This is a genomic window from Paenibacillus sp. PAMC21692 (genome assembly GCF_014303795.1).
GTDB lineage: Bacteria > Bacillota > Bacilli > Paenibacillales > Paenibacillaceae > Pristimantibacillus > Pristimantibacillus agaridevorans.
Map to the genome: position 1 here is coordinate 6443557 of NZ_CP060293.1, position 26444 is coordinate 6470000.

The following is a 26444-nucleotide window of genomic DNA, read 5'->3' on the forward strand; positions in this document are numbered from 1 at the left end:
ACATAAGCTTACAAACGAAGCCAACGTTTCTCTTTGCAGCTCCTCAGCGAAGGCTCGGAGCTTAATTCCCGCTCCAGCACATCGCGGATGAACTCCGGCAAATAATAGCGATAACTCTCCGCCTCGGCCAAAGACTCGTAGCCCACCTTAAAGCTGAACATATCAATCGAACCTACCTCGTAAAGTCTCCCGTCCTCCAGGGGCGAGCCGTTTACTCGCGCTTCGACGATACGATCCATCGGCTCCCGGCGCATGTCGAATTCTACCGTCATGCCGTCAATTGCAAGGCCTCCGAGCACCTCTCCCCGAAAGCCAAAGCCTTTGATCGGCTTGGAAGCGAACTCCTCCTGGAGCGATTGCTCCAGCGCCGTGCGCAGCTTGGACCCGTCAATGGTCATCAAGCATGGATTAATCGGCGAAGGACAGATGGCATGAAGCTCGCCGGCGGTTACTTCCCCAATCGCGAGACCGCCAAGCAGCTGCCCTGCGTTAACAATCCCGATCTCGGCATTCGTCCATCGCCTGATGCCGATCGCGAGCAGATTGGAAAGCGGATTTTCGCGTCCCGGATGAGACGGTAGAGGTTCGTTGAGAAAGGCGGCCACCCGTCCCAGACTGACGCGGCTGGATTCGCGGAACTCGTGGATAATATCCTCCGCCGCAGGTCTCTCGGCATAGGCGCCGGTGGGAATGGCTTGCCCGCGCAGCAAGGGCTCGGACCGGGCTTCATCCCAGCCAATCTCGATGCGTCCGACGTATTCGCCGAATTTCCCCGCTGCCGCGATCAAAACTCCGTTAACGATAAGCGGCACCTCCAGCAGATGGTGCGTATGTCCGCCCAGAATAAGATGGATGCCCGGAACTTCTTCCGCCAGCTTTTGATCGAATCGAATGCCGAGATGCGATAATACGACGACAACGTCAGCTCTACCCTGAAGCCGCTCCGCTTCGGCACGAATCGCCTCCATGGGCTCAGTCGCCTTCCAGCCCAGCAGCTCATAGAACTGGCCAAAAGCGGCCGTAGCGCCGATAAGGCCGATCCGAAGACCGTTCTTGACGATAATCCGGCTCGGGCACAGCCACTCTGGGCGTTCCCCCGTCTCCAGCGTGAGCAGATTGGCACAGACGACGCTAAACTCCGACACGGGGGCGTACAGCTGTTCCAACGTCTCCGGCGTATAGGTCAGTCCCTCGTTGTTGCCCAGCGTAACCGCCTCGTAACCGGCCTCCTGCAGAAGTCTGATATTAACCTGTCCGTCGCTGCCTTCCGTCTCTTGTCTCATCCGATCCATATGATCGCCGCAGTCTACCGCAAGCACGCGGCCCGCTCCCCATGTTCTTCGCTCCTCGGCGATCATGGTCGAAATTCGCGCGGCGTTCTCCAGCCGGCTATGAATGTCATTGCTGTGCATGAGCACAACTTTTATCTCCATACCTTATCCTCCGATTTGCGACATGCGTCGTTCCGTCGGCACATGAGATTGCGCCGAATTTGCAAGCTTCGCGGCCATCTCGTGATTCTCCGGCTTAATATCCATCGCCTTGTAATACAATTGCTTTATGGCATCCGGATCCCCAAGCGCTTCCTTAACGTTAAGCTCATCCACCCAGTACAGACAAGGTTTCAGATTGCCATCAGCCGTCAATCTCAGACGATTGCAGTTGCTGCAGAAGTGGTCGCTGATGGGATGGATCAAGCCAAAAGAGCCGACAGCCCCTGCCATCTGCCAATCGTCGGAAGGGCCGTTGCCTGTCACGCCTTCCTTCCGCGACAGGTTATACCCTTCTTCCTCCGCAATCTCGATCACGCGGGAAAGAGGAAGATAATGTTTCCGCCAATTCTCGTCGGCATGGCCGATCGGCATATATTCTATGAACCGCACATGAAGCGGCCGCTCGTAAGCGAGCTTTAAGAACTGCATGATTTCGTCTTCGTTGACGCCTTTGAGCAGGACGCAATTCAGCTTGATGGGATCAAACCCGGCTTCGGCTGCCGCTTCTATGCCTTCCAGCACCCTTCGCAGATCTCCGCGCCTGGCTATAAACCGAAACCTTGCCGCATCAAGTGTATCCAGACTGATATTCACTCTCTTCAAACCTGCTTCTTTAAGCGCTTGTGCTTGCTTAGCCAGGAAGATGCCGTTTGTCGTCAGCGCGATGTCATTAATGCCTGGTATGCGCGACAACCTCGAGATCAGTTCGTCCAGACCGGGTCTGATCAGGGGTTCGCCGCCTGTAATGCGCAGCTTTTTGATACCGAGCTCCGCCCCTGCTTTTACGACCTCGACGATTTCGTCATAGCTCAGCAGGTTCGTTGATTCGGTAAATTCCACTCCATCCTCAGGCATGCAGTAAAGACAGCGCAGATTGCATCGATCGGTTACTGAAATTCTCAAATAATCATGTTCTCTTCCATACCGATCCTTTAGCTCCGGCATACTGCGCACCACCTTTCCATGTACCTTACAGCATAACATTTTTTTTGCGTTTATGGTATTCTAGTAGCAATCTAAAGCCCTGTTACAGGCTGTTGCGAGGAGCTGGACATTTATGACTTATACCTGGACCATCAAGCTGTTCGCGGGATTGCCGGAGCGTCTCGGCACGGCTCAGCTCATCCTTGCTCTTGATCAAGGACAATTGACCGCCGGCGAGCTGAAATCGATGATCGCAAGAGAAAACAGCGATCATTCTTCCCTGCTGTCGACCTGCTTCGTTGCGCGCAACCACGCCTACGTAGCCGACGGGGAGGCCGTTCAAGCCTCGGACGAGCTTGCGCTTCTTCCTCCCGTTTCCGGCGGAGAGGAGCTAGCGGAGAGCGGGGACAAGAATACGTCGGACTCGCCTCGCTTTGTTGTGACGAGCGATACCATTCTTACAGAAGAAGTACTGGCCAAAGTAATCGTACCGGAACACGGCGCGGCCATCGCATTCGTCGGCACGACGCGCGAGTGGACGAATGGCAAACGCACGGTGCGGCTGGAATACGAGGCTTATGAGCCGATGGCGGTAGCGACCATGTCCCAGATCGGCGATGAGATCGCAAGCCGCTGGGCGGGAGCCTTATGCGCGATCTCTCATCGCGTGGGCGTCGTCGGACTGGCCGAGACCAGCGTCGTTATTGCCGTATCGGCCCCGCATCGCGAGCATTGCTACGAGGCCAGCCGTTACGCCATCGAGCGGCTTAAGCAGATCGTCCCTATCTGGAAGAAGGAAATCTGGGAAGACGGCTCCGAATGGAAGGGCCATCAGCTTGGCCCCTGGAACCCCACTGCCGAGCTGACGGCGGAATGAAGGAGGCGCCCCCATGGAGCTAAGCCGTTATTCCCGTCAAATGCGATTCCGGCCGATCGGAGAGGGCGGTCAGCGACAGCTGTCCGAAGCGCGTGTGGCCGTCGTAGGCGTCGGCGCGCTGGGCTGCGTCTCCGCGCAGCATCTCGTCCGCTCCGGAGTCGGATATATTCGATTAATCGACCGCGATTTCGTGGAGTGGAGCAATCTTCAGCGGCAGCTTCTATACACGGAACAAGACGCGAAAGATATGCTCCCCAAGGCAGAGGCGGCTGCCCGCAGATTGACCGCTATCAACTCTTCCGTGACGATCGAACCTGTTTGTGCCGATTTGCATGGAGATAATGCGGCTCCTCTGCTGCGCGATGTCGACTTAATTATCGACGGAACCGACAATTTCACGGTACGATATCTCATAAACGATTATGCCGTCAAACATGGTTTGCCGTGGATTTACGGCGGAGCCGTCGGCGCCTCCGGCATGAGCATGACGGTATTGCCGGGAGAGACGCCTTGTTACCGTTGCGTCTTCCCGGAAGTCCCCGCACCGGGGACTTCGGATACATGCGAGACGGCAGGCGTCATCTCGCCGATCGTCGATCTGATCGCTTCGGTGCAAGCAACAGAAGCGCTTAAGCTGCTCTCCGGCAATCGCGAAGCGCTGCACGGAACTTTATTCCAGGCTGATCTCTGGAACCACTCCTGGCTGCCGCTGTCCATCCGTAACGCCCGGCGTCCCTTCTGTCCATGCTGCGGACCGCAAGGATCGTTCGATTATCTCGATAACGAAGCTTCCGCCCCGGTAGCAGCCGCATTGTGCGGCCGCGATTCCGTTCATCTGACTCCGGGAGCTTCGGGAGCTGTCAATCTGGGAGATCTGGCCAATCGGCTTGCTTCCGCTGGCGAAGTCGTGCTTAATCCTTATCTTTTGCGTCTGCAAATGGATGATGGGAATATGACTTTTGTTTTATTCGCCGACGGAAGAGCTATCATCCAAGGGACGCAGAATTTGTCGAAAGCAAGGTCAATTTATGCTGAACTATTAGGTAATTAGTATCATTTAGAGCGTTTTCATATTGCCAATAGGTGGTTTGATTGTTACTATCTATATATCTGGTTGAGCATAATTAATCATATTAGAGGTGTCTCTATGAGGATTCATGTAACGGATATACAAGACGGAGACCAACTAAGCCACGATATATTTAATCATTATGGGCTGCATGTTCTCTCCAAAGGCACGAGGCTGTACAAGAACGAAATCTCACGGCTTCTGCAGCATCAGATTGATCAAGTCGAGATCTTGGACCGAAATCTGGTGTTGCCTTCGGGAGAAGCAGTCAGCCCTGTTAATCGTACATTGGAATCCACGGTCAATCCCAAGTGGCTGCCAACTGTGCAGCCTATATACGAGAACGCTGTCAAACGCTTCGAGAAGCTGTTCGAATCTGCACTAGAGGATGGCATCGTCCAGGAGGCGGAGGTTACGGAAATTATGCAGCCTCTGCTGGATAACCTCCAGTTGGAACGCGACGTCGTATCCATGCTGCTTTTGCTTAATACCGAAGATGACTATACCTACCAGCACTCCGTTCAGGTTGGCATGCTGGCTTATTATTTGGCGACCTGGCTCGACCACTCGTCGGAGGACGCCTCACTGATCGGCAAGGCGGGATTCCTGCACGATATCGGCAAAAGCAAGATCAGCGCCGACATCCTTAACAAACCTGGCAAGCTTACGGAGGAAGAATTCGAAGAAGTAAAACGCCACACCCTGTACGGCCACGAGATCATTCTGGGCTCGTTCCAGGAAAAAGATCTTGCCATCGGAGCGCTTCAGCATCACGAACGGATTGACGGCAGCGGCTATCCTCATGGGCTTAAGGGCGAAGAGATCCACCCCATCTCGAAGATCATCGCCGTTGTCGACATATACAGCGCGATGATATCGGCTCGCGTCTATCAGAAGGAGCGGGACCTGCTGTTCGTGCTCAAGGAGCTGTATCGTCTCAGCTTCAGCGAGATCGATCCTGTCACGACCCATACGTTTATTAAGCATATGATCCCGAATTTCATCGGCAAGCGCGTACGGTTGAACAACGAGCGCTTCGGCATTATTGTCATGACGCATCCTACCGAGTTTTTCAGGCCCCTTATACAAATTGACGACGAATTCGTCGACCTGACGATCGATCGACATTACGAGATCGAGCATGTGTATCTGTAGCCCTTTACATATCCGTTAAAAGTACGCAAAGAACCCCCCGGAGCCCGAGGGGTTCTTATATTTTAGTCTAATTACCCGATACTGCCTTCCATTTCGAACTTGATCAAACGGTTCATCTCGACCGCGTATTCCATCGGCAGCTCTTTCGTAAACGGCTCGATAAAGCCCATAACGATCATTTGAGTTGCTTCGTCCTCGGACAGACCACGGCTCATCAGGTAGAAGAGCTGATCCTCGGACACTTTGGATACCGTTGCCTCATGCTCAAGCGTGATGTTGTCGTTCAAGATTTCATTGTATGGAATCGTGTCGGACGTCGACTCGTTATCGAGAATGAGCGTATCGCATTTGATGTTCGCTTTCGCGCCGTCGGAATTGCGTCCGAAGGAAGCCAGGCCGCGGTATGTCACTTTGCCGCCGTGTTTGCTGATCGACTTGGACACAATCGTGGAGCTGGTGTCCGGTGCCAAATGAGTCATCTTAGCGCCGGCATCCTGATGCTGGCCTTTGCCCGCTACGGCGATGGACAATACCATGCCTTTCGCGCCGCGGCCGCGAAGCACGACAGCCGGGTATTTCATCGTCAGCTTGGAACCGATGTTGCCGTCAATCCATTCCATCTGCGCGTTCTCGTCAGCGACGGCGCGTTTCGTAACCAGGTTGTAGATGTTCGGCGCCCAGTTCTGAATCGTCGTGTAACGAACGCGGGAATCCTTTTTGCAGAGAATCTCAACCACGGCGCTGTGCAGCGAGTTCGTGCTGTATATTGGAGCTGTACAGCCCTCAACGTAGTGCACGGAGCTGCCTTCGTCCGCGATGATGAGCGTCCGCTCGAATTGGCCCATGTTCTCGGAGTTGATGCGGAAGTAAGCTTGCAGCGGAATTTCGCATTGCACGCCCTTCGGCACGTAGATAAACGAACCGCCGGACCAAACCGCGCTGTTTAGAGCCGCGAATTTGTTGTCGTTCGGAGGAATGATCGTTCCGAAATATTCCTTCATAAGCTCTGGATATTCGCGAAGCGCCGTATCCGTATCCGTAAAGATAACGCCTTGCTTCTCCAGATCCTCCTGCATGCTGTGGTAAACAACTTCCGACTCGTACTGAGCGGATACACCCGCCAGAAACTTCTGCTCCGCTTCGGGAATGCCCAGTTTGTCGAAGGTTTCCTTAATTTCCTGAGGAACTTCCTCCCAAGTCTTGCCTTGTTTCTCGGACGGTTTCACGTAATATTGAATGTCGTTGAAGTCCAGATCGTCCAGATTGCCGCCCCAGCGAGGCATCGGCATTTTGTAGAATTGCTCCAGCGATTTCAGACGGAATTCCAGCATCCATTCCGGCTCGTTTTTCATCTCGGAGATCGTGCGGACGATCTCGGGCGTCAGCCCTTTGCCCGATTGGAAAATCGCTTTATGCTCATCACGGAATCCATATTTATATTCTTCCATTTCCGGCATTGACTTTGCCATTCTCAATCACTCCTTTAAAGGTAGCTCAAAATGACCGCTTTTGATCACGATGTATTCCTTCGCAGCTTACTCGACGTCGAACCTTTAACTCAACCGTTCCTTCAGATGCTCACATAGCGCTGCTATGCTCCGCTCTTCACTCACTAGTTTCGTCCAATCTTCTCGGTGCTGAAAACCGGCCATTTTGAGCTTCGATTGTATTACTTGATTTCCAAATCTTAATTACGGGATTCGATGCCCTTGCGGAGGGCGTTCCATGCCAGCGTTGCGCATTTGATGCGGGCCGGGAATTTATTGACGCCCGACAACGCTTCGATATCTTCAAGCTCCTCGAATTCCACCGACTCGCCCTTCATCAAGGAAGAGAAACGCTCTGCCATCTCAAGCGCCGCTTCGAACGTCTGGCCTTTGACGGCCTCCGTCATCATGGAAGCGGAGCTCATGCTGATGGAACAGCCCTCGCCCGTGAACTTCGCGTCCGTTACCTTGCCGTCTTCAACGACGAGCTGCAGCGATATACGATCTCCGCAAGTCGGGTTGTTCAGGTTGATCGTGACGGCGTCGTCGTTCATCGTGCCGCGGTTTCGAGGATTTTTATAATGATCCATTATGACTCTGCGGTACAAATCATCCAATTGCATGGCCGAAGAACTCCTTTGTCTCGATGAGACCACGAACCAAAGCATCGATGTCCTCTTCGGTATTGTAAAGATAAAAGCTTGCTCTGGCGGTTGCCGACACATTTAGCCAACGCATGAGCGGCTGGCAGCAGTGATGGCCAGCACGGATTGCAATGCCCTTGGCATCCAGCACCGTCGCGACGTCATGCGGATGCACATCGTCCAGATTAAACGTAATGAGACCTACGCGCCCGCTCTTAGGTCCGTAAATCTCGATTCCGTCGATCTCCGACAGCTTATCGTAAGCATATGCCGCAAGCTTGCGCTCATGACGGTCGATCTCATCCATGCCGACGCTCTCCAGGAAATCGATCGCGGCTCCAAGGCCTACCGCGCCGGCAATGATCGGCGTGCCTCCTTCGAACCGATAAGGAATCTCCTTCCACGTCGATTCGTACAGATCCACGAAGTCGATCATCTCGCCGCCGTATTCGATCGGCTCCATGTTATTTAGCATCGACTTTTTGCCGTACAAAGCTCCGATGCCCGTAGGGCCGCACATCTTGTGACCGGAGAACGCGTAGAAGTCTGCGCCAAGCTCCTGCACATCCACTTTCTTGTGCGGGGTGCTCTGCGCTCCGTCTACGACCATGACGGCGCCGTTGCGATGGGCAATCTCCGCCACTTCCTTGATAGGGTTCACGACGCCAAGCACGTTGGACACATACGTCATCGCAACGACCTTCGTATTCGGCGTAATGACTTCTTCTGCATCCTGCAGCAAGATCGTGCCGTCAGGCTGCAACGGAATGTACTTTAACGTAGCTCCCGTCGCTTTGGCGGCTTGCTGCCATGGAATCAAGTTGCTGTGATGCTCCATCGGCGTAATGACGATTTCGTCGCCTTCCTTGCATACCGCCCTCGCATACCCCGTAGCGACCAAGTTCAACGCCGTTGTTGTCCCCCGGGTGAAAATAATTTGCTCGGGAGTCTCCGCGTTCAGGAACGCCGCAACTTTCGCGCGTGCTCCTTCATACGCGTCGGTCGCGCGGGAGCCCAGCGTATGCACGCCGCGGTGAACATTCGCGTTATCCAGCTCATAGTACCTTTTCATCGCATCAATGACGGAACGCGGCTTCTGCGAAGACGCCGCGCTATCCAGGTAAACGAGCGGATGCCCGTTTACCTCTTGATGCAATATCGGGAACTGCTCCCGCACCGCATTTATATTCATCCCTCTAGCTTCCTTTCGAGCAGGCGCTGAAGTTGAGTGCGTACCGCTTCTACGGAAATCTCCGATACGACCGGCGCGAGGAAACCATGAATAATCAGGCGCTCCGCATCGGATTTGCTAATGCCGCGCGACATCAGGTAGTACACCTGCTCCGGATTGACTTGGCCGACGCTGGCCGCGTGGCCCGCCGTTACATCATCCTCGTCGATCAAAAGAATCGGATTGGCATCGCCGCGCGCTTTTGAGCTCAGCATAAGCACCTTCTCCGTCTGAACGCCGTTCGCCTTCGTCGCCCCATGTTCGATCTTCGTAATGCCGTTGATGATCGCGGAAGCCGAATCCTTCATAACGGCGCGGGTGATCATGTTGCTGTCCGAGCTCTTGCCGAAGTGAACCGCCTGCGTCGTAAGGCTCATCTGTTGCGCGTTTTTGCCAACGCTGATGACTTTTACGTCGGATGTAGAACCTTGGCCCTTCATGATCGACTTCGTGTCGGACAACGTGTTGCCATCGTTGAGATCGCCGATAATCCACTCGACGCGTCCATCATTCTCTACGACTGCGCGGCGCAAAGTCATGTCGACTCCGCTCTCGCCCATGGAATGTACGGATCCAAAGCGAACGAGCGCGCCCGGCTTCACGAACACTTCCACGATGGAAGGATGTACAAATGGCGACGATACCGCCGTATTGTCGGTTACAACACAGTCGACGTAAGTGACACGACTGTTGGAGTCGGCCACGATCAGAATACGAGGAGCAAACGTTGCGTCCGCATTGTCATTGAACAGAATCGATTGGAGCGGAAGCTCCACTTCCACATTTTTCGGCACGTATACGAATACGCCGCCGTTCCACAGCGCCGCGTTCAGCGCCGTCAACTTGTCCTCGTCCTTCTTCACGGCCTGGAAAAGATGTGGCTGCACGAGTTCGCTATGTTCCTTGCATGCCGTCTCCAGATCGGTAAAAATAACGCCTTTAGCTGCCAGCTCGGCCGATAGTTGTCTCCAAGCCGTGCCGGAATTGCGTTGTACAATCAGATTCTCCGTACCTTCCGAGACAAGTTCCTGTACGACCGAAGGAAGCTCGGTCAGCGACCCGGCAGGCGTGGAAGCTGCATAACTTCCGACAGCCGTCAGGTTCCAGCGCTCGATGCGCACCTTCTCGGGCTTCGGCCACTCAATCGTTCCAGCCAGTTCGGCAGCTTCGCCGCGCAGCGCTACGAGCCATTCCGGCTCGCCCTTGCTCCGTGCCAGAGCTTCCGCGGAACCGCGGTCGGTCGGAGTCGTTAGTTGTGTACTCATTGCCATTAACCTCCTTCTCCGATTAAGCCTGGCCTACAGTTTCGTCTACGATGCCCAGTTCTTCCTTCACCCAGTCGTAACCTTCGTTTTCCAAGCGCTGAGCCAGCTCAGGACCGCCGGATTTCACGATGCGGCCTTGCATCATAACGTGAACGAAGTCAGGTGTAATATAGTTCAGCAAACGTTGATAGTGCGTAATGATCAGGAAGCCGCGATCTTCGTTGCGCATCGCGTTTACGCCGTTCGCTACGATGCGAAGAGCATCGATGTCGAGACCGGAGTCGATCTCGTCAAGCACGACGATCTTCGGATCCAGCAGCATCATCTGCAAAATTTCGTTACGTTTCTTCTCGCCGCCGGAGAAACCTTCGTTAAGGTAACGATGCGCGAACTCCGGGTTCATCTCGAGCTCTTTCATCTTGCCTTCCATCTGGCGGATAAATTTGATCAAGGAAATTTCACTGCCTTCTTCACGGCGTGCGTTAATCGCGCTGCGAAGGAAGTCGGAATTCGTCACGCCAGGAATTTCGCTAGGGTATTGCATGGCAAGGAATAGACCGGCGCGCGCGCGCTCGTCAACTTCCATCTCCAGCAGGTCTTCGCCGTCAAGCGTTGCGCTGCCTTCCGTTACTTCGTATTTGGGATGACCCATCAGCGCGGAAGCCAGCGTACTTTTGCCGGTGCCGTTTGGTCCCATGATGGCGTGAATTTCTCCGCCTTTGATTTCAAGATTGATGCCTTTTAAAATTTCTTTTCCTTCGATTTCGGCCTTCAGACCGTCGATGACAAATTGTGTTGCCATTGTATGCTATCCCTCCAAAGGTTGGTTTACTTCTTAAAGAAGTTGTTCAAAAAGTCCGCTTCTCATTACGAAGTCATCCTGGAAGCGTACTCGACGTCGAATATCGAATTCAACCGTACCTTCCGGTGCTCACGTAGCTTCCACTACGCTCCGCTCCTCAGGTCCTAGCTTCATCCAATCTTCTCGGTACTGATAACCGAACTTTTTGAACACGAACTGAAAGAAATGATTCTCAATGATTCTCAATAATCATTTTAATATAGTTTTAGTTATAAATCAATGAGCGTTCGTATCCGTTCGCGTTCTTCTGCGTACATGTCTGCGGTTAGAACGGGCTTCATTGCTGGCTCCGGCAGGCTGTCTTCCAGCCTTACCCATGACTTGCAGCCGTTATAAACCTCTCTCATAGGCGCATATACCGGCTCGTCAAGCTTGTATATCTTCATTAATAAAAGATGAAGCGGCTTCTTGCGCTTCCACTTCAACCTCTCCTCGGCGAACGTATCCGTCCAAATATGGAAGTCCCTCAGCTTGTCCAGCGTTTCCTGATCCATAATTTCGATGTCGTCCGTCACTTCCGCGTACGTGTCCAGCTTGACCCTTTCCATGCCAGGCGACCATTCCTCGAGCGTCTCGTCCATCCCGTCCTGATAAGGATGCTTAAGCAGCTCCTTGCGCTGATGCTCGTACGCCGGCATGAGATAGAAGCTGTGGCTGAGGAGCTGGAAGTCTCGCGTCTCCTCGATAATCCCCCCTTTGCGAAGCACAAGGATCTGTTTGCCTTCGCGCAGCGCTTTGACCGACACCGCCCATTCCTTCAGAGCGATCATTTGCCTTTTTTGCTCATCCATCTTAATATGTACCTCCTTGCATCTCCGTCTCCATCGTCCGCATTGGACATATCCTTCTATTGTGAAAAAAACGGCGCCGGATGTCAATCTGGAAAGAAGCAAGGTATTCCATGGCGAAAGCTAATCCATTATACTAAGAGTGGTTGTTCAAAACGATTTTACATGCTGTCCACTATTATTGACGTCTGTAACGGATTCGAAACGAAGTTCCGCGCGTTATGGGAAGAACATGCGGACGAACACCAAACACAACCCCAAACACCGTGCCGCAACTCCTTGCACGGACTCGATGTTTGGGTTTTTATGTGTTACATCATCCGTCTCAGCGCATCGCTGCCCTTCATGCCGGCTACGATTCCCATAGCCTCTGCCGTATAGGTAACCGATTCCAACGGAGCGTTTAACAGCTCTTCCAATGTGCGGACACCGACTGCTCGCCCTGCAACGATCTCCCTGTCCGCGAGCTTCTCGTTCAATAGCGTTACGTCAAGCGCCCCGCACATGATATACCCTTTATCCGTCGAGATGGATAGGAGCGTCGTCTTCGGCAACTTCACTTCGACACCGAGAACGGTTTCTCCGCCATCCAGTACGAATGGGACCATCCTCATCATATGAAATCCACCTCCTTCGGATGCGCGGATCTTATGCGCAGAATCGTATTGATTCACAGTATATGCGGGAGTTCGGACTCAGTATGGACGAATGCGGAATAGGTCTACTTGACCAAGCGAATTAATGATATATTATAGCTATTCCATCTTTATGATACGGAGGCACTACATGATGAAACGGAAGCCGCCCGGAACAAAGCTTTCATCCTTTGTATTTCAAGTTGATATTATGATCGAGGATCGTCATCACGCTCAAGCGCTGGAGAAGCTGATTGCCGGACTTAACGGCGCGGAGTTCGATGACTATCGGATTACTTCAGGTATTCGCCTAGGCGAACTCATCGACGAGAGGACCATCGAAGGCGCCGTGCCTGAACCTATACCGATCGTACCTCAGCAAGCGAAGTCCGAGACTTCTGCCAAAGCGGATTCTGTTCCGAGCGACGGCTTCGCCCCTATACGCGCTTTCATGAAGAGCAACAAGCTTATCCGGCTAATCGTCAACCGGGGACTGGGCATCAAGCTCAGCATACCTTGCCGAATTATCAATATGGACGAAGGAGAGCATTTGATCACCGTCTATCATGTGGACGAGAAGCAGGTTTACACCTTTAGACTGAACGAAATCGAGGATTTCATCGAATGAAAACGCAAATACCCTTGAATGTGATTTAATATCCAATATGTCCAGTCGCTCACTGTTGCCTAACTGACTCAGATGACACTATTTGGTTCATTTCCGCCCATTCTATGCGGTTTTGACGTAAGTAAGGTCGTCTGTGTCCGTTACGATTTGAACAGGCCCCATTTTTGCGAAATAGCGACTTTGGTGTCTGTTACGATCAACCTATACTTAACTGCGCTGCCGTCCACAATGAATCGACAGCCTCATAAATGACGTTATTCTTCGATTTTTTAGGTTTCCGAAAATCCAACAACACACTCGTACAAATTGGCTCCATTACGACCCAATAGTGTTTGTTCTGTCCGTTAGATTTGTTTGACGTTAAAAATCGGACAAATAACGTCGCTGGTGTCTGTTAGATTTCTCAACCTTTTGTTCACAAAGCTGGAAATTTCATAATTTCCTAAACAACAAGCAAAACGGCGGCGTCCCTGGTGGACGCCGCCGTTTTATCGCCGACCAGCTCTATCAGCCGGCCTTTAACATTTGTTCAATATTGTCGCTGCTGACGGGAGGACTGCAGAAGAATCCCTGCATTTCGTCGCATCTATGTTTCTTCAGGAACTCCATCTGCTCCACCGTCTCGACGCCTTCGGCAATGACCTGGATGTTAAGATTATGTGCCATCGCGATGATAGCCGCCACGATCTCCGCGTCGCTAGGATCCTGTTGAATATCTCTTACGAAAGAACGATCGATCTTGAGCCTGTCGATCGGGAAGTTTTTGAGATAGTGGAAGGAACTATATCCCGTTCCGAAATCATCTACGCTAATACCGACGCCAAGATTCGTAATCTCCAGCAAGCATCGCGTAATATGACTAACATCGATCGTCATGGACTCCGTAATTTCCAGATCAAGATACTTCGGCTCCAGACCGGTAGTCTCCAGAACTTCCGCAATGCGGCTTGCCAGGTCATGCTGCAGGAACTGCCTGATGGAGAGATTAACGGATACCGGAATCTTAGCGAGACCTGCATCCTGCCACTCCTTGTTCTGCCTGCATGCCTCCTCCAGCACCCAGTCTCCGATCTGAACGATCATGCCGCTCTCTTCTGCCAATGGAATGAAAGCTCCGGGAGCCAGCAGTCCGCGAACAGGATGATTCCACCTGACCAAAGCCTCGACACCTACCATAATTCCGCTCTTTAGATCATACTGCGGCTGGTAATGAAGCACGAACTCATGGCGTTGTATGGCCCGGTACATCTCATGTTGAAGCTTCAGCCGCTCGAAGGAGGAGTTGCTCCAGCTGTCCGAATATAACATACAATCGTTTTTGCCGTTTTCTTTTGCTTTAAATAGAGCCATATCGGCTTTCTTGAAGAGGGTATAACCGTCGTCCTGCTCGTTCCTGTTCGTAACAAGACCGATGCTGGCGGTTATATGAACGGGGAAACCTTTAAGCTCGTATGGCTCCTCTATCGACTTAAGGAGCTGCCGGGCAAACTCCAGCAACTTTTCTTCGGAATCGACCGTATGAAGAAGAAGAGCGAATTCATCGCCTTCCATTCGCGCAACCATCATATGTTCAGGTAAATTGCGCGAGATGCGTTCCGCCACCTGCATCAACAGCATGTCGCCAAATTCCCTTCCGAAGGAAGCATTTACGAGCTTGAAGCCATCCAGATCAAGATAACAGATGCCAACCAGCTTCTCGTCTTCCTTGGCTCTCGACAAGCTCTCCGTCAGCTTCATCTGGAACAAGGTGCGATTCGGCAGTCCTGTCATATCGTCATAATAGGCCATATATCTAATTCGTTCCACATTGCGTTTCCGATCGCTAAGATCATGGCTGATCATCAGCGTGCCGATGACTTCGTGATCCTGTATCATGGGAGCGCAAATCACTTGCATTTCGAGTGGAAAACCTGTTCGGTGGGTAATACTAATGTTGTTCTGCACGGTCTGGCCTTGCAGCGATCGCTCCAGACTTTCCTTAAGAAGTGCTCTGCTTGCGGGATCAATCATTCGCATCAGCGGCTCTCCGATCATCTCCGAACGCTGATAGCCGAGCATGCGTCCGGCCGCTTCATTTAACTCCAGCACGCGGCCGGAGCGATCGAGCACGGACAAGGGGACAGCCTCCGAACGCAGCAATGTATCTACGATGGCTGAGTGATAGCGTCTAAAGCTGCTTAGCGGATGACGACGCAGCCATAAGACGGCGGCCGTTACAAGGAGCGCGGCCGATACCGTCAAGGATATCCATCTTAACATCATGTCCGAGATCAAGACAAATGAAACTACAATCCAAACCGCGGACATGGCCGTTAATCCGATCACGCCAAGGTTCATTAGCTCGTTCAAGGACAGCGGGCTTCGCTGATTTCGTGCTGAAGGCAAATCTTCCGTATCTTTCGCCACACACAAACTTCCTTCCTCAATGTCGAGTCAAGCGATAGCTAGGTTTATTATAAACGAATTGGGGGCGTTGGCATAGAAATATTTGCTATAGCACTAAAAGATTTGCCGTTTTCGCTCGAAAAGGGGCGAATCAAAACACGTTATTTGCTCTTTCGATGTTGATTAAGGACGCCTGCAATGACAAAGCCCCAGCCAGCCAACATGGCAACGCCGCCGATTGGCGTTATCATGCCGAGCTTGGAGTAACCGGTCAAGGCAAGAACATAAAGACTGACGCCGAAGATCAGCATGCCTGCGAGCAAGAGCCTTGCTCCAATGACTGCCTTTTTGCCTCCGCCCGCAATCTTATCCATAAGAGCAACAAGCATTAAACCGAGCGCTCCGTACATATGGTATTTGACTCCGGTCTCGAATATGTCAATATAGTGCTCCGTTATTTTTCCTTCCAATCCATGCGCGCCAAAAGCGCCTAACGCGATGGCCAGAGCCGCATTGACAGCTCCGATTACAAAATAAGCTGGAAACATTTTGTTTTCATCCCTTCCATTTTCCTGTATAATTTTTGGCATCATTGTCCAAAGGAGAATCCACTATGACAGACAACAATCAATCTGAGAACAGGCCATTCGATAACAATCAATATCGGGAACATGACCATTCGCAACCGCACACGCAGCCATTCGGGTCCCCGTTTCAGCCCTTGGAACCGGACACCGGAATTCATAAACATTCCGGCATCGGCATCGCTTCCTTCGTCCTGGCGCTCGTCGCGGTTTTGCTGGTCGTGATCGCCATCATCATAGCGGTAGTCGGGGCCAGAGGCCTTGCCGAGGATCAGAGTCTGCTTACGGAATTAGAAAACTTCGCAAACCTTTACGGTCCCGGTCAAGAAACCGAACTCGGCAACGCCTTGATGGATTCCGAAATTTTCGGCGAATTCATCGCGACCTTTCTGTTCGCCGGAGTGCTGATGTTGGGATCGCTCGCCCTCGCTTTCGTCGGGCTCATCCTTGGCATCGTCAGTGCGGCATCCAGAAAGCGAAAGAAGACGTTCGGCATCATCGGTCTTGTGCTAAACGGCCTTTTCGTGGTCGGCACCATCGGTTTGTTTATTGCTACACTCGCCCTTGGCATGGGTTCCGTTTAGTAGTGCAGTTTCACCACCCCCGCTTCGTCATATTAGTGACGAAGCGGGGGTTTTCTCATTTGAGCAGAAACGAAGTTGTGCTGTAGCCTTCCTTGGTCTTGTTTACTTCCAGACACGCCGGGAAAGCTTCCTTTAGCTCTTGGACATGTGAGATTACGCCGATCATCCGGCCCGCCTTCTGCAGATCGACCAGAGCGGCAATCGCTTTGTGAAGAGACTCCTCGTCGAGGGAGCCGAAACCTTCGTCTATCAGCATCATGTCGATTGAGACGCCGCCTTGGTGAGATTGTATGACATCCGTCATCCCCAGAGCGAGGCACAAGGAAGCATTAAACTTCTCGCCGCCCGACAGCGACTTCACATCTCTGTTCTGGCCGGTGTACGCATCGTATACATCAAGTCCCAGGCCGCTCTGCTTTCCTCTCGTCTCCAGCCTGTCGCTGCGTTGAAGCTGGAATTGCCCGCCCGACAGCTCATGCAGCCGCACGTTGGCCATCGCTACGATCTGTTCCAGATATTCTATCAAAATATATCTCTCAAACGACATCTTAAGGCTGTTATCGCCCTTCATCAAACCGTAAATATCCAGGACGCGCTCCAGCTTCTCCTCCAGCTCCCCTGCTTGACGAGCGGCACGATCCACGGATGCCGCCAGTCTGGCGGCCTCGGCGGCGAACCGCAAGGAAGACTGCTCCTCGCCGAGCAGCTCTTCGTGTTTCCCGCGCGTTGTCAAAATTGCTCCCTGCAGGTCTTCAGGGGACAGCCACTCGGTGCCGGACAACTCGGCCTCCAGAGCGGCGACCGCCTCCGCGGCGGCGAGCACCGCAGTGCGGTAACGTTCCGTCTCCTGCTTCAGATGTTCCTGCTCCGCTTGATTACGCACGGCACCCGCGTAATCCTCCGCCGAGAGGAAGCCCGCTTTGGCCAGCTCCGAATGCAGGCGCTGTCGAGACTCCTTCTCGGACTTCTCCGCTTCCGCCGCTTGCTCCGCCGCTTGCTCCGCATGGGCCTTAGCCGCTGCCAGATTCGCTGCGGCTGCCTGAAGGCGCTGCTGGGCAACCTGCCAGGAGCGATTCAGCTCGGCTAGCAAACTCTTACGCTCCGCCTGCCTTGTCCGCAGCGCATTCGTCTCCCGCCATTGCTCCGGCACACGCTCCAGCTCCTTCGCGTATGCCGTCTCTTTCCCCGCGTTTTCCAGAGCTAGGCTCTGCGTTTCGGCACGAAGCCTGTCCAGCTCCCGCTCCAGCGTCTCCAGCTCCTTGTCGGATTTGGAAATTGCAGAACGAAGCGACTCTAGCCGCCCGGACTTTTCCTTCAGCGCATCCAACTCTTCCTTGCATGACTTCCAGGCTTGTCTCAGCTCGCCTTGAAGCAACCGCAGCTTTTCGATCCGCTGACCGTTCTGCTCCTCAGGCGGGAGTGGGGGCAGAAGCTCGGCCAGCTCGTCTAATTCCGCTTGCCAGTTGCCGGCAGCTGCGGCGGCCTGCGCTTTGGACGTCATCAGCTCTCGCTGTACGGCCGCAAGAGTCTCCTTCGCCCCTTCAAGCTCCTCCTTCGAAGGCATCTCCTCATGCATACCCGCCTTTTGAGGATGCGTTACGCTGCCGCACACCGGACAAGCGTCGCCATCATGCAGATGTTTCGCCAGCAAGCCGGCTTGACCCTCAATCCAGCGCCGCTCCAGCTCGGATACTCCCGACTCGGCCGCGGAAAGCGCCCGCTCGCCTTCTCGCTCCAGCTCCATCCAGCGTCCGATCTCGGCACTTAGCTCCAGCAGCTTCTTGACGCCTTTGCCTTGTCGCTCCAGCCCGGCAAGCGCCTCCGCTTTCTCGGGCAGCGCCGCAGCTGCCGCTTCGCATTCCTGCTGCTCCAGCGCCGTACGCTGCCGCAACTGCTTGCTTGCGGCTATAGACTGAGCCGCTGCAGCCAGTTTGCTCTGCGAGTCCAACTCCCGGCGCTTTAGCTCAGCCAATGATTCTCGTTGCGCGGCTAAAGACTCCACAACGCTCGTCAGCTCCGATAGACGATGAAGCTCCAGCTCGATCTCTCTGCGTTGCGGCTCCTTATTAGCTTCGGCATCATGGCTTGCAGCAGCTAGCAACTGCTCGCTTTCCGCAGCGGCAAGCTGCTCGCTTCTCAGACGCAAGCCTTCGTAACGGAGCTTCAGAAGCTTCGTCGCATTGGCGGCTTGTTCCGCATAAGGGGTTAGCCCGTCTGCTCTTGCTGCAAGCGCAAGCTCTCGTTCCAGCCCCTCGATCTCACCTTGCCTCGCAGCCAGAGTCTGGCGTTGCGTACGCTTAGCCGCTAGCTCCTCGTGCTTCGCATTCAGCGACAGCCGCGATCGCAGCGAATCCTGCAGCGCATCCAGCGCCGATGCCGTCTCTACTTTGCGACGTCCTGCTGCGGCTGCTGTATCCTCATAATGTGCTGCTTCCCCTTGCAAGGCCTCCCTCACCTGTACGGCATTGTAGTTTTCCTGCCGAAAGGTGGCTGCCAACGGACTGTCCTCGCGCTGCGGCAACGCTTCCTCCGCCTGACGCATGACGGCGGCGGTCGTCGCCCGGGCATCTTTCAGTTCATCCGATAGTTCTCGGTAACGCGCCTGGAACCGGCCCTCCAGTCTCTCGAACAGCTCTGTCCGGAATATGCGGCGAAGGATATCCTCTTTATTATCCGTATCGGAAGTAAGCAGCTTGCGGAATTCCCCTTGCGGGAGCATAACAATCTGGCTGAACTGCTCCTTCGTCAAGCCGATAACGGCAAGAAGTCTCGCGTTCACCTCCGTTGTGATGAACCGGTCCACCGCCGGAACCGCCGTCTCCCCCTCCACTACGTATAGCTCCGTCTTCTCGCCGGTCTCGCTTCTGTTGCCGCCCTTGCGATGCTTCATCTGGCGGAATACGCGGTAACATCTGCCCCCGGACTGAAAATCGAGCTCCACCGACGTATGCGTCTCGTCATCCGCGAAGTGACTGCGCAGCATCCGCGGATCGGCGCGGTCCTCACCGCTCGCGGTGCCGTAAATCGCGAAGGTGATGGCATCAAATATCGTCGTCTTGCCCGCACCGGTATTGCCGGAGATGACAAACAATCTGCGTTCGCCAAGCTCTGCGAAGTCGACTGTCTCTGCATCCCGGTATGGACCGAACGCGGTCATCGTCAGCTTAAGCGGCCTCACGTCAATCCCTCCTCCTCGCGTAGAAGGGCTTCGTATTCGGCGGAGAACATGGACCGTTTCTCCCGCGTCAGCTCCTGCCCTTTAACTTCCATATAAAAGTCCGCGAACAATTGCACGGGATCTCTCTCCTTGCGACTGACGGAGCCATCCGCCTCCGAAGAAATCCCTGAAGTACCAGCGACTGTATTCGCCATGGCGATTCTTCGCTCCACATGCATCGCGTTTGGATAGACGGCCCGCACCTTCTCCATGGGGAACAGCACGGGATTGTCGTTCAGCAGCGTCACGTACACGTAATCATCGTTAACGGGATGTTTCTCAAGTTCCTCTATCGACGCCTCGACTCTGCGCATATCTCGCAGCGGCTTCAGCTCTCGCTTCTCTATCGCGGCCTTGCCGGCCTCGTCGAGCTCTACGACCAGATAACCTTTGTTATGACGCTCCTCGGAGATCGAATACTTCAGCGGCGAACCTGCATAACGGATCTTCTCGCTTCTGACGAAGTGCGCCTGATGCAAATGGCCTAAAGCCGTATAATGAAAGCGGTCGAACATGCTTGCGCTGACATATTCCGCTCCCCCAATCGCCAGAGGACGCTCGGAATCGCTGGTGTTGTCCGCAGCTTCTCCAAGCGGCGTAACGAAGGCATGTCCCACAAGCACATGTCTGACATCCGGGCTCATCCCCTCGGTCAGCCTTGTTGTGATCGCCCGCATGGCGTCGTTATGGCTTCGAATGTCTTCCTCTCCCAGCACATGCCGGACGATTGCGGGATCGGCATACGGAACCAGATGGAAGTGCACCTCGCCGAATTCGTCCCGCAACACGACCGGTTTGGGCTGAGACCTAAGCTGCCCCGTAAGGTGCAAGCCGCGCCCTTCCATAAGAGCCGTTCCGAAGCTAAGCCGGTCCGGGCTGTCGTGATTGCCCGCAATGGCAAGCACGGGCACGCCTAGCTCCGCCACGATCGTTTCCAGCACGTCATCCAGCAGCTCGACGGCTTCCGTAGGCGGCACGCCTCGATCGTACAGATCCCCCGCGATAATGACGGCATCCGGCTTATCCCTTCGAATATCCTCAATAAATTGATTTAGCACATATCGCTGATCCTCGGTCATATAGACGCCATGAACCAGCTTGCCTAAGTGCCAGTCCGCCGTGTGAAACAATTTCATAGTACCTCCCCCTGCACGGTTTGCCCCGCGCTCCTGCACAAGCTCTTCCTATTATTCTATCACTCGCGGCATCTGCTAGCCATCATGCTCTCAGTCAATACTTTTTGCTAGATTTGGACTAATTTCCTTCACATAACCACCCGCGGATTGAATATATTGAATATTAACCATGTAATCAGCAAGGAGGTGCTCCGACATGAGACCAGTGGAGGCGGAAGGCGGCATGTTATCCGCGAGCCGAGGGAAGATTGGTCGGGCTCCGTGGGAGTGGCATAAATAACTATAGGACTCAGAGGTGATAAAATGGCTTCGGAACCGCTTTTTATCGTATCGCGGGAGGATTGGTCGCTCCATCGCAAAGGCTACTCGGATCAAGCGAGGCATCAGCAGAAGGTGCAGGAAGCGATTCGCAAAAACCTCCCTGATCTTGTCTCCGACGAAAGCATCGTCTTGTCCGATGGCCGCAAGACCGTCAAAGTCCCCATCAAAAGTCTCGACGAGTCACGTTTTATCTATAACTACAACAAAAAGCAGCACGTCGGACAAGGCGACGGGGATTCGCAGGTTGGCGACGTTCTTGGCGTAGATCCGCAGGCCGCCAAAGGGCCTGGCAAAGGAAAAGACGCCGGAGATCAACCTGGCGAAGATCTCGTCGATACGGAGATCAGCATCGACCAATTGGAGGATATGCTGTTCGAGGAACTCGAGCTGCCGAATCTGGAGCAAAAGCAGAAGGAACAACTGCAGACCAGGGAGATCGTTTTTACCGACATCCGTAAGAAAGGAATTATGTCCAATATCGATAAAAAGCGTACGCTGATGGAGAATCTTCGTCGCAACGCAAATGCGGGCATATCCGGAATCGGCGGCATCTCGCCGGACGACCTCCGTTACAAAACGTGGACGGAAATCGTCAAGCCGCAGTCCAACGCCGTCATTCTTGCGCTCATGGACACGTCAGGAAGCATGGGCTCGTTCGAAAAGTATTGCGCGCGCAGCTTTTTCTTCTGGATGACCCGTTTCCTTCGTCGCAAATACGAACATGTCGAAATCATCTACATCGCTCACCATACGGAAGCCAAGGAAGTGTCGGAAGAAGAATTTTTTACTCGCGGCGAAAGCGGCGGCACGATCTGCTCCTCCGCGTACCAGAAAGCCCTTGAAGTCATCGATAGCAGGTATCCGACCGCAGCGTGGAACATTTATCCTTTCCATTTCTCGGATGGCGACAATTTAACTTCGGACAACGAACGATGCGTCAAGTTGATTTCTCAGCTCATGGGGCGGTGCAATATGTTCGGGTACGGCGAGGTTAATCAATACAATCGGAGCAGCACGTTGATGTCGGCATATAAGCACATTCAAGATAAGAAGTTTATGTACTCGATCATTAAGGAGAAAGGCGAGGTTTATAAAGCGTTGACTACTTTCTTTTCAAAAAAAATGGTTCATAACTAAATCGTGACAAGCCCATTGCACTTTATCATCATTTTAAGTGTAATCTGCGGGATAAAAAAGAGCATTTCAGGCCAATAAGCTTGGAATGCTCTTTTTATTCAACTCATTCGGTTGGCAAGAACTCATTAATTGGTGAGGGATTAAGCCCTGTTTGGCCGTCAAGCCCCTTAAATTCGTAACCTTGCCTCCTGGCCTCGTCAATTATGTTGCCAAGAGCTTCGGCATTATCCTTCGACACGGAATGCAACAATAGGATGGCCCCGGGATGAAGCTGCTTGGTTACCTGCTCGAACGCGTACGCTCCGCCTCGCTGCGCATTGACATCCCAATCCTTGTAGGCGATCGACCAGAATACGCTCGTGTAACCATGACGTTTGCTGACGGCGAGTACATGATCGTTAAAGATGCCTCTCGGCGGTCTAAGGAAGGTCATGCTTTGCTGGCCAGTGAGCCCTTCAACCTGTTCTTTCACTTTCGCCAGCTCGGAGGCGATCTGACTCTCCGATAACTGCGTCATATCCGGATGGCTCCAGGAATGATTGCCGATGAGATGCCCATCCGCAGCCATACGTTTAAGCAGTTCCGGCTGATCCTTTACAAAATGCCCCGTTACAAAAAATAACGCAGGCACGTTTTTTTGCTTGAGCACGTCTAATATTCGAGGCGTATAACCGTTCTCGTAACCGTTATCGAAGGTTAGAAACAACTCCTTCTTTGTCGTGTCCCCGAGGAAAAGCGCGCCGTTTTTCGATAAAACCGGCTTAAATCCCTCCTCATCAATCGACGGCAGCGAGCCGTTAACGCTTTTTTTGAAACCGAAGTGATACGCGCCCGGCGATGCGTCAATCCTATTCCCGCCGACTGGCCAAACCGCCAGCCCCAGCCCTAATACGATAAGGACCGTCTGAACTATCCATTTAGTCAATGCGAATGCACACTCCTCTCTGTAACGATTTTCTGACAGCATTCTCTGTAAATAGCTTCCCCCGGACAGGGCTTTCTGATTACAACAAAAAAATACTGACGCCGTTATGCAGCGTCAGTATTCGTTATAAGTTCATTTAATATGTTCGCAAATGGTCGGGATGACACGATTTGAACATGCGACCCCCTGGTCCCAAACCAGGTGCTCTACCAAGCTGAGCTACATCCCGTGAAACGAATGGAGCGGAAGACGGGAATCGAACCCGCGACCCTCGCCTTGGCAAGGCGATGCTCTACCGCTGAGCCACTTCCGCAAAAAGCTGGTGCCGTCGAGAGGACTTGAACCCCCAACCTACTGATTACAAGTCAGTTGCTCTACCAGTTGAGCTACAACGGCACAATATGGTGACCCGTAGGGGATTCGAACCCCTGTTACCTCCGTGAAAGGGAGGTGTCTTAACCCCTTGACCAACGGGCCATACAAATTATGTAGCAAAAGCTACGGAGAAGGAGGGATTCGAACCCTCGCACCACTTACGCAGTCTAACCCCTTAGCAGAGGGTCCCCTTGAGCCACTTGGGTACTTCTCCAGGAAATGGCTCCCCGAACAGGACTCGAACCTGTGACAACTCGATTAACAGTCGAGTGCTCTACCAACTGAGCTATCAGGGAATATGTTTCAATGTTTGCACATTGAAAACTGGATACGAAAGTGTGCTGAATCTTTAGCTTGCTTACCGGCTGTATGACCAAGTAAGCGATTAGGATAAGCCCTCGACCGATTAGTATTCGTCAGCTCCACACATTGCTGTGCTTCCACCCCGAACCTATCAACCTCGTCGTCTTCAAGGGGTCTTACATACTGGGAAATCTCATCTTGAGGGGGGCTTCACGCTTAGATGCTTTCAGCGCTTATCCCGTCCGTACTTGGCTACCCAGCGGTGCTCCTGGCGGAACAACTGGTACACCAGCGGTACGTCCATCCCGGTCCTCTCGTACTAAGGACAGCTCCTCTCAAATTTCCTACGCCCGCGACAGATAGGGACCGAACTGTCTCACGACGTTCTGAACCCAGCTCGCGTACCGCTTTAATGGGCGAACAGCCCAACCCTTGGGACCTACTTCAGCCCCAGGATGCGATGAGCCGACATCGAGGTGCCAAACCTCCCCGTCGATGTGGACTCTTGGGGGAGATAAGCCTGTTATCCCCAGGGTAGCTTTTATCCGTTGAGCGATGGCCCTTCCATTCGGTACCACCGGATCACTAAGCCCGACTTTCGTCCCTGCTCGACTTGTAGGTCTCGCAGTCAAGCTCCCTTATGCCTTTGCACTCTTCGAATGATTTCCAACCATTCTGAGGGAACCTTTGGGCGCCTCCGTTACATTTTAGGAGGCGACCGCCCCAGTCAAACTGCCCGCCTGACACGGTCCCCGTACCGGATTCACGGTACCAGGTTAGAACTCCGATACGATCAGGGTGGTATCCCAACGGCGCCTCCACCGAAGCTGGCGCTCCGGCTTCAAAGGCTCCCACCTATCCTGTACAGATCGTACCAAAGTCCAATATCAAGCTGCAGTAAAGCTCCATGGGGTCTTTCCGTCTTGTCGCGGGTAACCTGCATCTTCACAGGTATTAAAATTTCACCGGATCTCTCGTTGAGACAGCGCCCAATTCGTTACGCCATTCGTGCGGGTCAGAATTTACCTGACAAGGAATTTCGCTACCTTAGGACCGTTATAGTTACGGCCGCCGTTTACTGGGGCTTCGGTTCACAGCTTCGGGTTGCCCCTAACCGCTCCCCTTAACCTTCCAGCACCGGGCAGGCGTCAGCCCGTATACTTCGCCTTACGGCTTCGCACAGACCTGTGTTTTTGCTAAACAGTCGATTGGGCCTTTTCACTGCGGCCCCCTCGGGCTATTCACCCTACCGAGGCACCCCTTCTCCCGAAGTTACGGGGTCATTTTGCCGAGTTCCTTAACGAGAGTTCTTCCGCGCGCCTTAGCATGCTCTGCTCGCCTACCTGTGTCGGTTTGCGGTACGGGCACCATCACCTGGCTAGAGGCTTTTCTTGACAGCCGGAGTACATGACCTTCGCTACTGCAATTTTCGCTCCCCATCACAGCCCAGCCTAATAGTCGGCGGATTTGCCTACCGACTAGCCTCACTGCTTGGACGGACTATTCCATCAGTCCGCGTCACTGCCCTTCTGTGTCACCCCATTGCTCATAACGGCTTACGGTGGTACAGGAATTTCAACCTGTTGTCCTTCCACTACGCCTTTCGGCCTCGCGTTAGGTCCCGACTTACCCTGAGTGGACGAGCCTTCCTCAGGAACCCTTAGGCTTTCGGCGGACAAGATTCTCACTTGTCTTTTCGTTACTCATACCGGCATTCTCACTTGAATACAGTCCACCAGTCCTCACGGTCCAACTTCAATCCGTATTCAACGCTCCCCTACCCAATGCAGCAAGCTGCAATGTCATAGCTTCGGTGGTGTGTTTAGCCCCGTTACATTTTCGGCGCAGAGTCACTCGACCAGTGAGCTATTACGCACTCTTTAAATGGTGGCTGCTTCTAAGCCAACATCCTGGTTGTCTGTGCAACTCCACATCCTTTCCCACTTAACACACACTTGGGGACCTTAGCTGATGATCTGGGCTGTTTCCCTCTTGACAATGGATCTTAGCACTCACTGTCTGACTCCCGGTAAGCATGTCAATGGCATTCGGAGTTTGACTAGACTTGGTAACCCTTGGCGGGCCCCGCACCCAATCAGTGCTCTACCTCCACGACACTCATAACCGAGGCTAGCCCTAAAGCTATTTCGGGGAGAACCAGCTATCTCCGAGTTCGATTGGAATTTCTCCGCTACCCCCACCTCATCCCCGCACTTTTCAACGTGCGTGGGTTCGGGCCTCCAGTGCGTGTTACCGCACCTTCACCCTGGACAGGGGTAGATCACACGGTTTCGGGTCTACGACCACGTACTCAAGACGCCCTATTCAGACTCGCTTTCGCTGCGGCTCCGGCTTTCCACCTTAACCTTGCACGTAATCGTAACTCGCCGGTTCATTCTACAAAAGGCACGCCATCACC

20 protein-coding genes, 6 tRNA genes and 1 rRNA gene (1 of these 27 running past the window's edge) are annotated in these 26444 nt (G+C 53.4%); 6 read left to right on the forward strand and 21 right to left on the reverse strand.

Features of this window, described 5'->3' with window-relative positions; genetic code table 11:
- Positions 1-8: 8 nt before the first annotated feature.
- Positions 9-1433 carry a bifunctional metallophosphatase/5'-nucleotidase gene (locus H7F31_RS26215; RefSeq protein ID WP_187101204.1) on the reverse strand — a complete coding sequence of 475 codons (1425 nt, stop codon included), beginning with the start codon at positions 1431-1433 and terminating at the stop codon, positions 9-11.
- A gap of 3 nt (positions 1434-1436) precedes the next feature.
- Positions 1437-2438 (reverse strand): GTP 3',8-cyclase MoaA, encoded by a 1002-nt coding sequence (moaA, locus tag H7F31_RS26220; protein WP_187101205.1) that lies wholly within the window; start codon positions 2436-2438, stop codon positions 1437-1439.
- Between the two features lie 112 nt (positions 2439-2550).
- Between moaA and H7F31_RS34505 the strand changes: the two genes are divergently transcribed.
- The 3 genes from H7F31_RS34505 to H7F31_RS26235 all read left to right on the forward strand — a co-directional run bounded on the left by H7F31_RS34505 (position 2551) and on the right by H7F31_RS26235 (position 5518).
- On the forward strand, positions 2551-3294 hold the full coding sequence (locus H7F31_RS34505; RefSeq protein WP_187101206.1) for a molybdenum cofactor biosynthesis protein: 744 nt from the start codon (positions 2551-2553) through the stop codon (positions 3292-3294).
- A gap of 13 nt (positions 3295-3307) precedes the next feature.
- Entirely contained in the window at positions 3308-4345 is a 1038-nt protein-coding gene (locus H7F31_RS26230) for a ThiF family adenylyltransferase (protein ID WP_187101207.1), read from the forward strand.
- 96 nt (positions 4346-4441) lie between these two features.
- Positions 4442-5518, forward strand: a complete 1077-nt coding sequence (locus H7F31_RS26235) for an HD-GYP domain-containing protein (protein ID WP_187101208.1) — start codon at positions 4442-4444, stop codon at positions 5516-5518.
- A 71-nt stretch (positions 5519-5589) separates the two neighbouring features.
- Here the strand turns inward: H7F31_RS26235 and sufB are convergent, their stop codons facing one another.
- The 7 genes from sufB to H7F31_RS26270 all read right to left on the reverse strand — a co-directional run bounded on the left by sufB (position 5590) and on the right by H7F31_RS26270 (position 12412).
- Positions 5590-6987: a Fe-S cluster assembly protein SufB gene (gene sufB / locus H7F31_RS26240; RefSeq protein WP_087571519.1), complete on the reverse strand. Its 1398-nt coding sequence runs from the start codon at positions 6985-6987 to the stop codon at positions 5590-5592.
- A 218-nt stretch (positions 6988-7205) separates the two neighbouring features.
- A complete protein-coding gene (gene sufU / locus H7F31_RS26245; RefSeq protein ID WP_087571518.1) occupies positions 7206-7628 on the reverse strand; it encodes a Fe-S cluster assembly sulfur transfer protein SufU in 423 nt (140 codons plus the stop codon).
- Positions 7615-8841: a cysteine desulfurase gene (locus H7F31_RS26250; protein ID WP_187101209.1), complete on the reverse strand. Its 1227-nt coding sequence runs from the start codon at positions 8839-8841 to the stop codon at positions 7615-7617. The genes sufU and H7F31_RS26250 overlap by 14 nt, the downstream gene beginning before the upstream one ends.
- Positions 8838-10145 (reverse strand): Fe-S cluster assembly protein SufD, encoded by a 1308-nt coding sequence (gene sufD, locus H7F31_RS26255; RefSeq protein WP_187101210.1) that lies wholly within the window; start codon positions 10143-10145, stop codon positions 8838-8840. The genes H7F31_RS26250 and sufD overlap by 4 nt, the downstream gene beginning before the upstream one ends.
- A gap of 22 nt (positions 10146-10167) precedes the next feature.
- On the reverse strand, positions 10168-10947 hold the full coding sequence (gene sufC / locus H7F31_RS26260; protein ID WP_087571515.1) for a Fe-S cluster assembly ATPase SufC: 780 nt from the start codon (positions 10945-10947) through the stop codon (positions 10168-10170).
- Between the two features lie 269 nt (positions 10948-11216).
- Positions 11217-11798, reverse strand: coding sequence for a DUF1802 family protein (locus H7F31_RS26265; RefSeq protein WP_187101211.1), 582 nt, complete (start codon positions 11796-11798; stop codon positions 11217-11219).
- Positions 11799-12106: 308 nt separating this feature from the next.
- Positions 12107-12412, reverse strand: coding sequence for a YunC family protein (locus H7F31_RS26270; protein WP_087571514.1), 306 nt, complete (start codon positions 12410-12412; stop codon positions 12107-12109).
- A 169-nt stretch (positions 12413-12581) separates the two neighbouring features.
- Between H7F31_RS26270 and H7F31_RS26275 the strand changes: the two genes are divergently transcribed.
- Positions 12582-13058: a hypothetical protein gene (locus tag H7F31_RS26275; protein ID WP_187101212.1), complete on the forward strand. Its 477-nt coding sequence runs from the start codon at positions 12582-12584 to the stop codon at positions 13056-13058.
- 507 nt (positions 13059-13565) lie between these two features.
- Here H7F31_RS26275 and H7F31_RS26280 read toward each other — a convergent pair.
- Both H7F31_RS26280 and H7F31_RS26285 read right to left on the reverse strand, forming a co-directional pair.
- On the reverse strand, positions 13566-15464 hold the full coding sequence (locus H7F31_RS26280) for a putative bifunctional diguanylate cyclase/phosphodiesterase (RefSeq protein WP_261800142.1): 1899 nt from the start codon (positions 15462-15464) through the stop codon (positions 13566-13568).
- 140 nt (positions 15465-15604) lie between these two features.
- On the reverse strand, positions 15605-15991 hold the full coding sequence (locus H7F31_RS26285; protein ID WP_087571511.1) for a DUF423 domain-containing protein: 387 nt from the start codon (positions 15989-15991) through the stop codon (positions 15605-15607).
- A 65-nt stretch (positions 15992-16056) separates the two neighbouring features.
- On the opposite strand from H7F31_RS26285, the gene H7F31_RS26290 reads away from it, so the two are divergent.
- A complete protein-coding gene (locus tag H7F31_RS26290; RefSeq protein ID WP_187101213.1) occupies positions 16057-16611 on the forward strand; it encodes a hypothetical protein in 555 nt (184 codons plus the stop codon).
- Between the two features lie 55 nt (positions 16612-16666).
- Here H7F31_RS26290 and H7F31_RS26295 read toward each other — a convergent pair whose 3' ends face one another.
- Positions 16667-19789, reverse strand: coding sequence for an AAA family ATPase (locus tag H7F31_RS26295; RefSeq protein ID WP_187101214.1), 3123 nt, complete (start codon positions 19787-19789; stop codon positions 16667-16669).
- Positions 19786-20964, reverse strand: a complete 1179-nt coding sequence (locus H7F31_RS26300) for an exonuclease SbcCD subunit D (RefSeq protein ID WP_187101215.1) — start codon at positions 20962-20964, stop codon at positions 19786-19788. Before H7F31_RS26300 ends, H7F31_RS26295 begins: the two co-directional genes overlap by 4 nt.
- Before the next feature lie 303 nt (positions 20965-21267).
- Between H7F31_RS26300 and yhbH the strand changes: the two genes are divergently transcribed.
- Positions 21268-22422 (forward strand): sporulation protein YhbH, encoded by a 1155-nt coding sequence (yhbH, locus tag H7F31_RS26305; protein ID WP_187101216.1) that lies wholly within the window; start codon positions 21268-21270, stop codon positions 22420-22422.
- 103 nt (positions 22423-22525) lie between these two features.
- On the opposite strand, the gene pdaA is transcribed toward yhbH, so the two are convergent.
- The 8 genes from pdaA to H7F31_RS26345 form a co-directional block, all read right to left on the reverse strand.
- Positions 22526-23347 carry a delta-lactam-biosynthetic de-N-acetylase gene (gene pdaA / locus H7F31_RS26310; RefSeq protein ID WP_397373117.1) on the reverse strand — a complete coding sequence of 274 codons (822 nt, stop codon included), beginning with the start codon at positions 23345-23347 and terminating at the stop codon, positions 22526-22528.
- Between the two features lie 152 nt (positions 23348-23499).
- A tRNA-Pro gene (locus tag H7F31_RS26315) sits at positions 23500-23576 on the reverse strand.
- Positions 23577-23585: 9 nt separating this feature from the next.
- Positions 23586-23660, reverse strand: a tRNA-Gly gene (locus tag H7F31_RS26320).
- A gap of 7 nt (positions 23661-23667) precedes the next feature.
- Positions 23668-23743, reverse strand: a tRNA-Thr gene (locus H7F31_RS26325).
- A 6-nt stretch (positions 23744-23749) separates the two neighbouring features.
- Positions 23750-23824: transfer RNA gene (locus tag H7F31_RS26330), tRNA-Glu, on the reverse strand.
- Between the two features lie 24 nt (positions 23825-23848).
- Positions 23849-23936, reverse strand: a tRNA-Ser gene (locus H7F31_RS26335).
- A 6-nt stretch (positions 23937-23942) separates the two neighbouring features.
- Positions 23943-24018: transfer RNA gene (locus tag H7F31_RS26340), tRNA-Asn, on the reverse strand.
- 90 nt (positions 24019-24108) lie between these two features.
- A 23S ribosomal RNA gene (locus tag H7F31_RS26345) occupies positions 24109-26444 on the reverse strand; it runs 597 nt beyond the window's last position.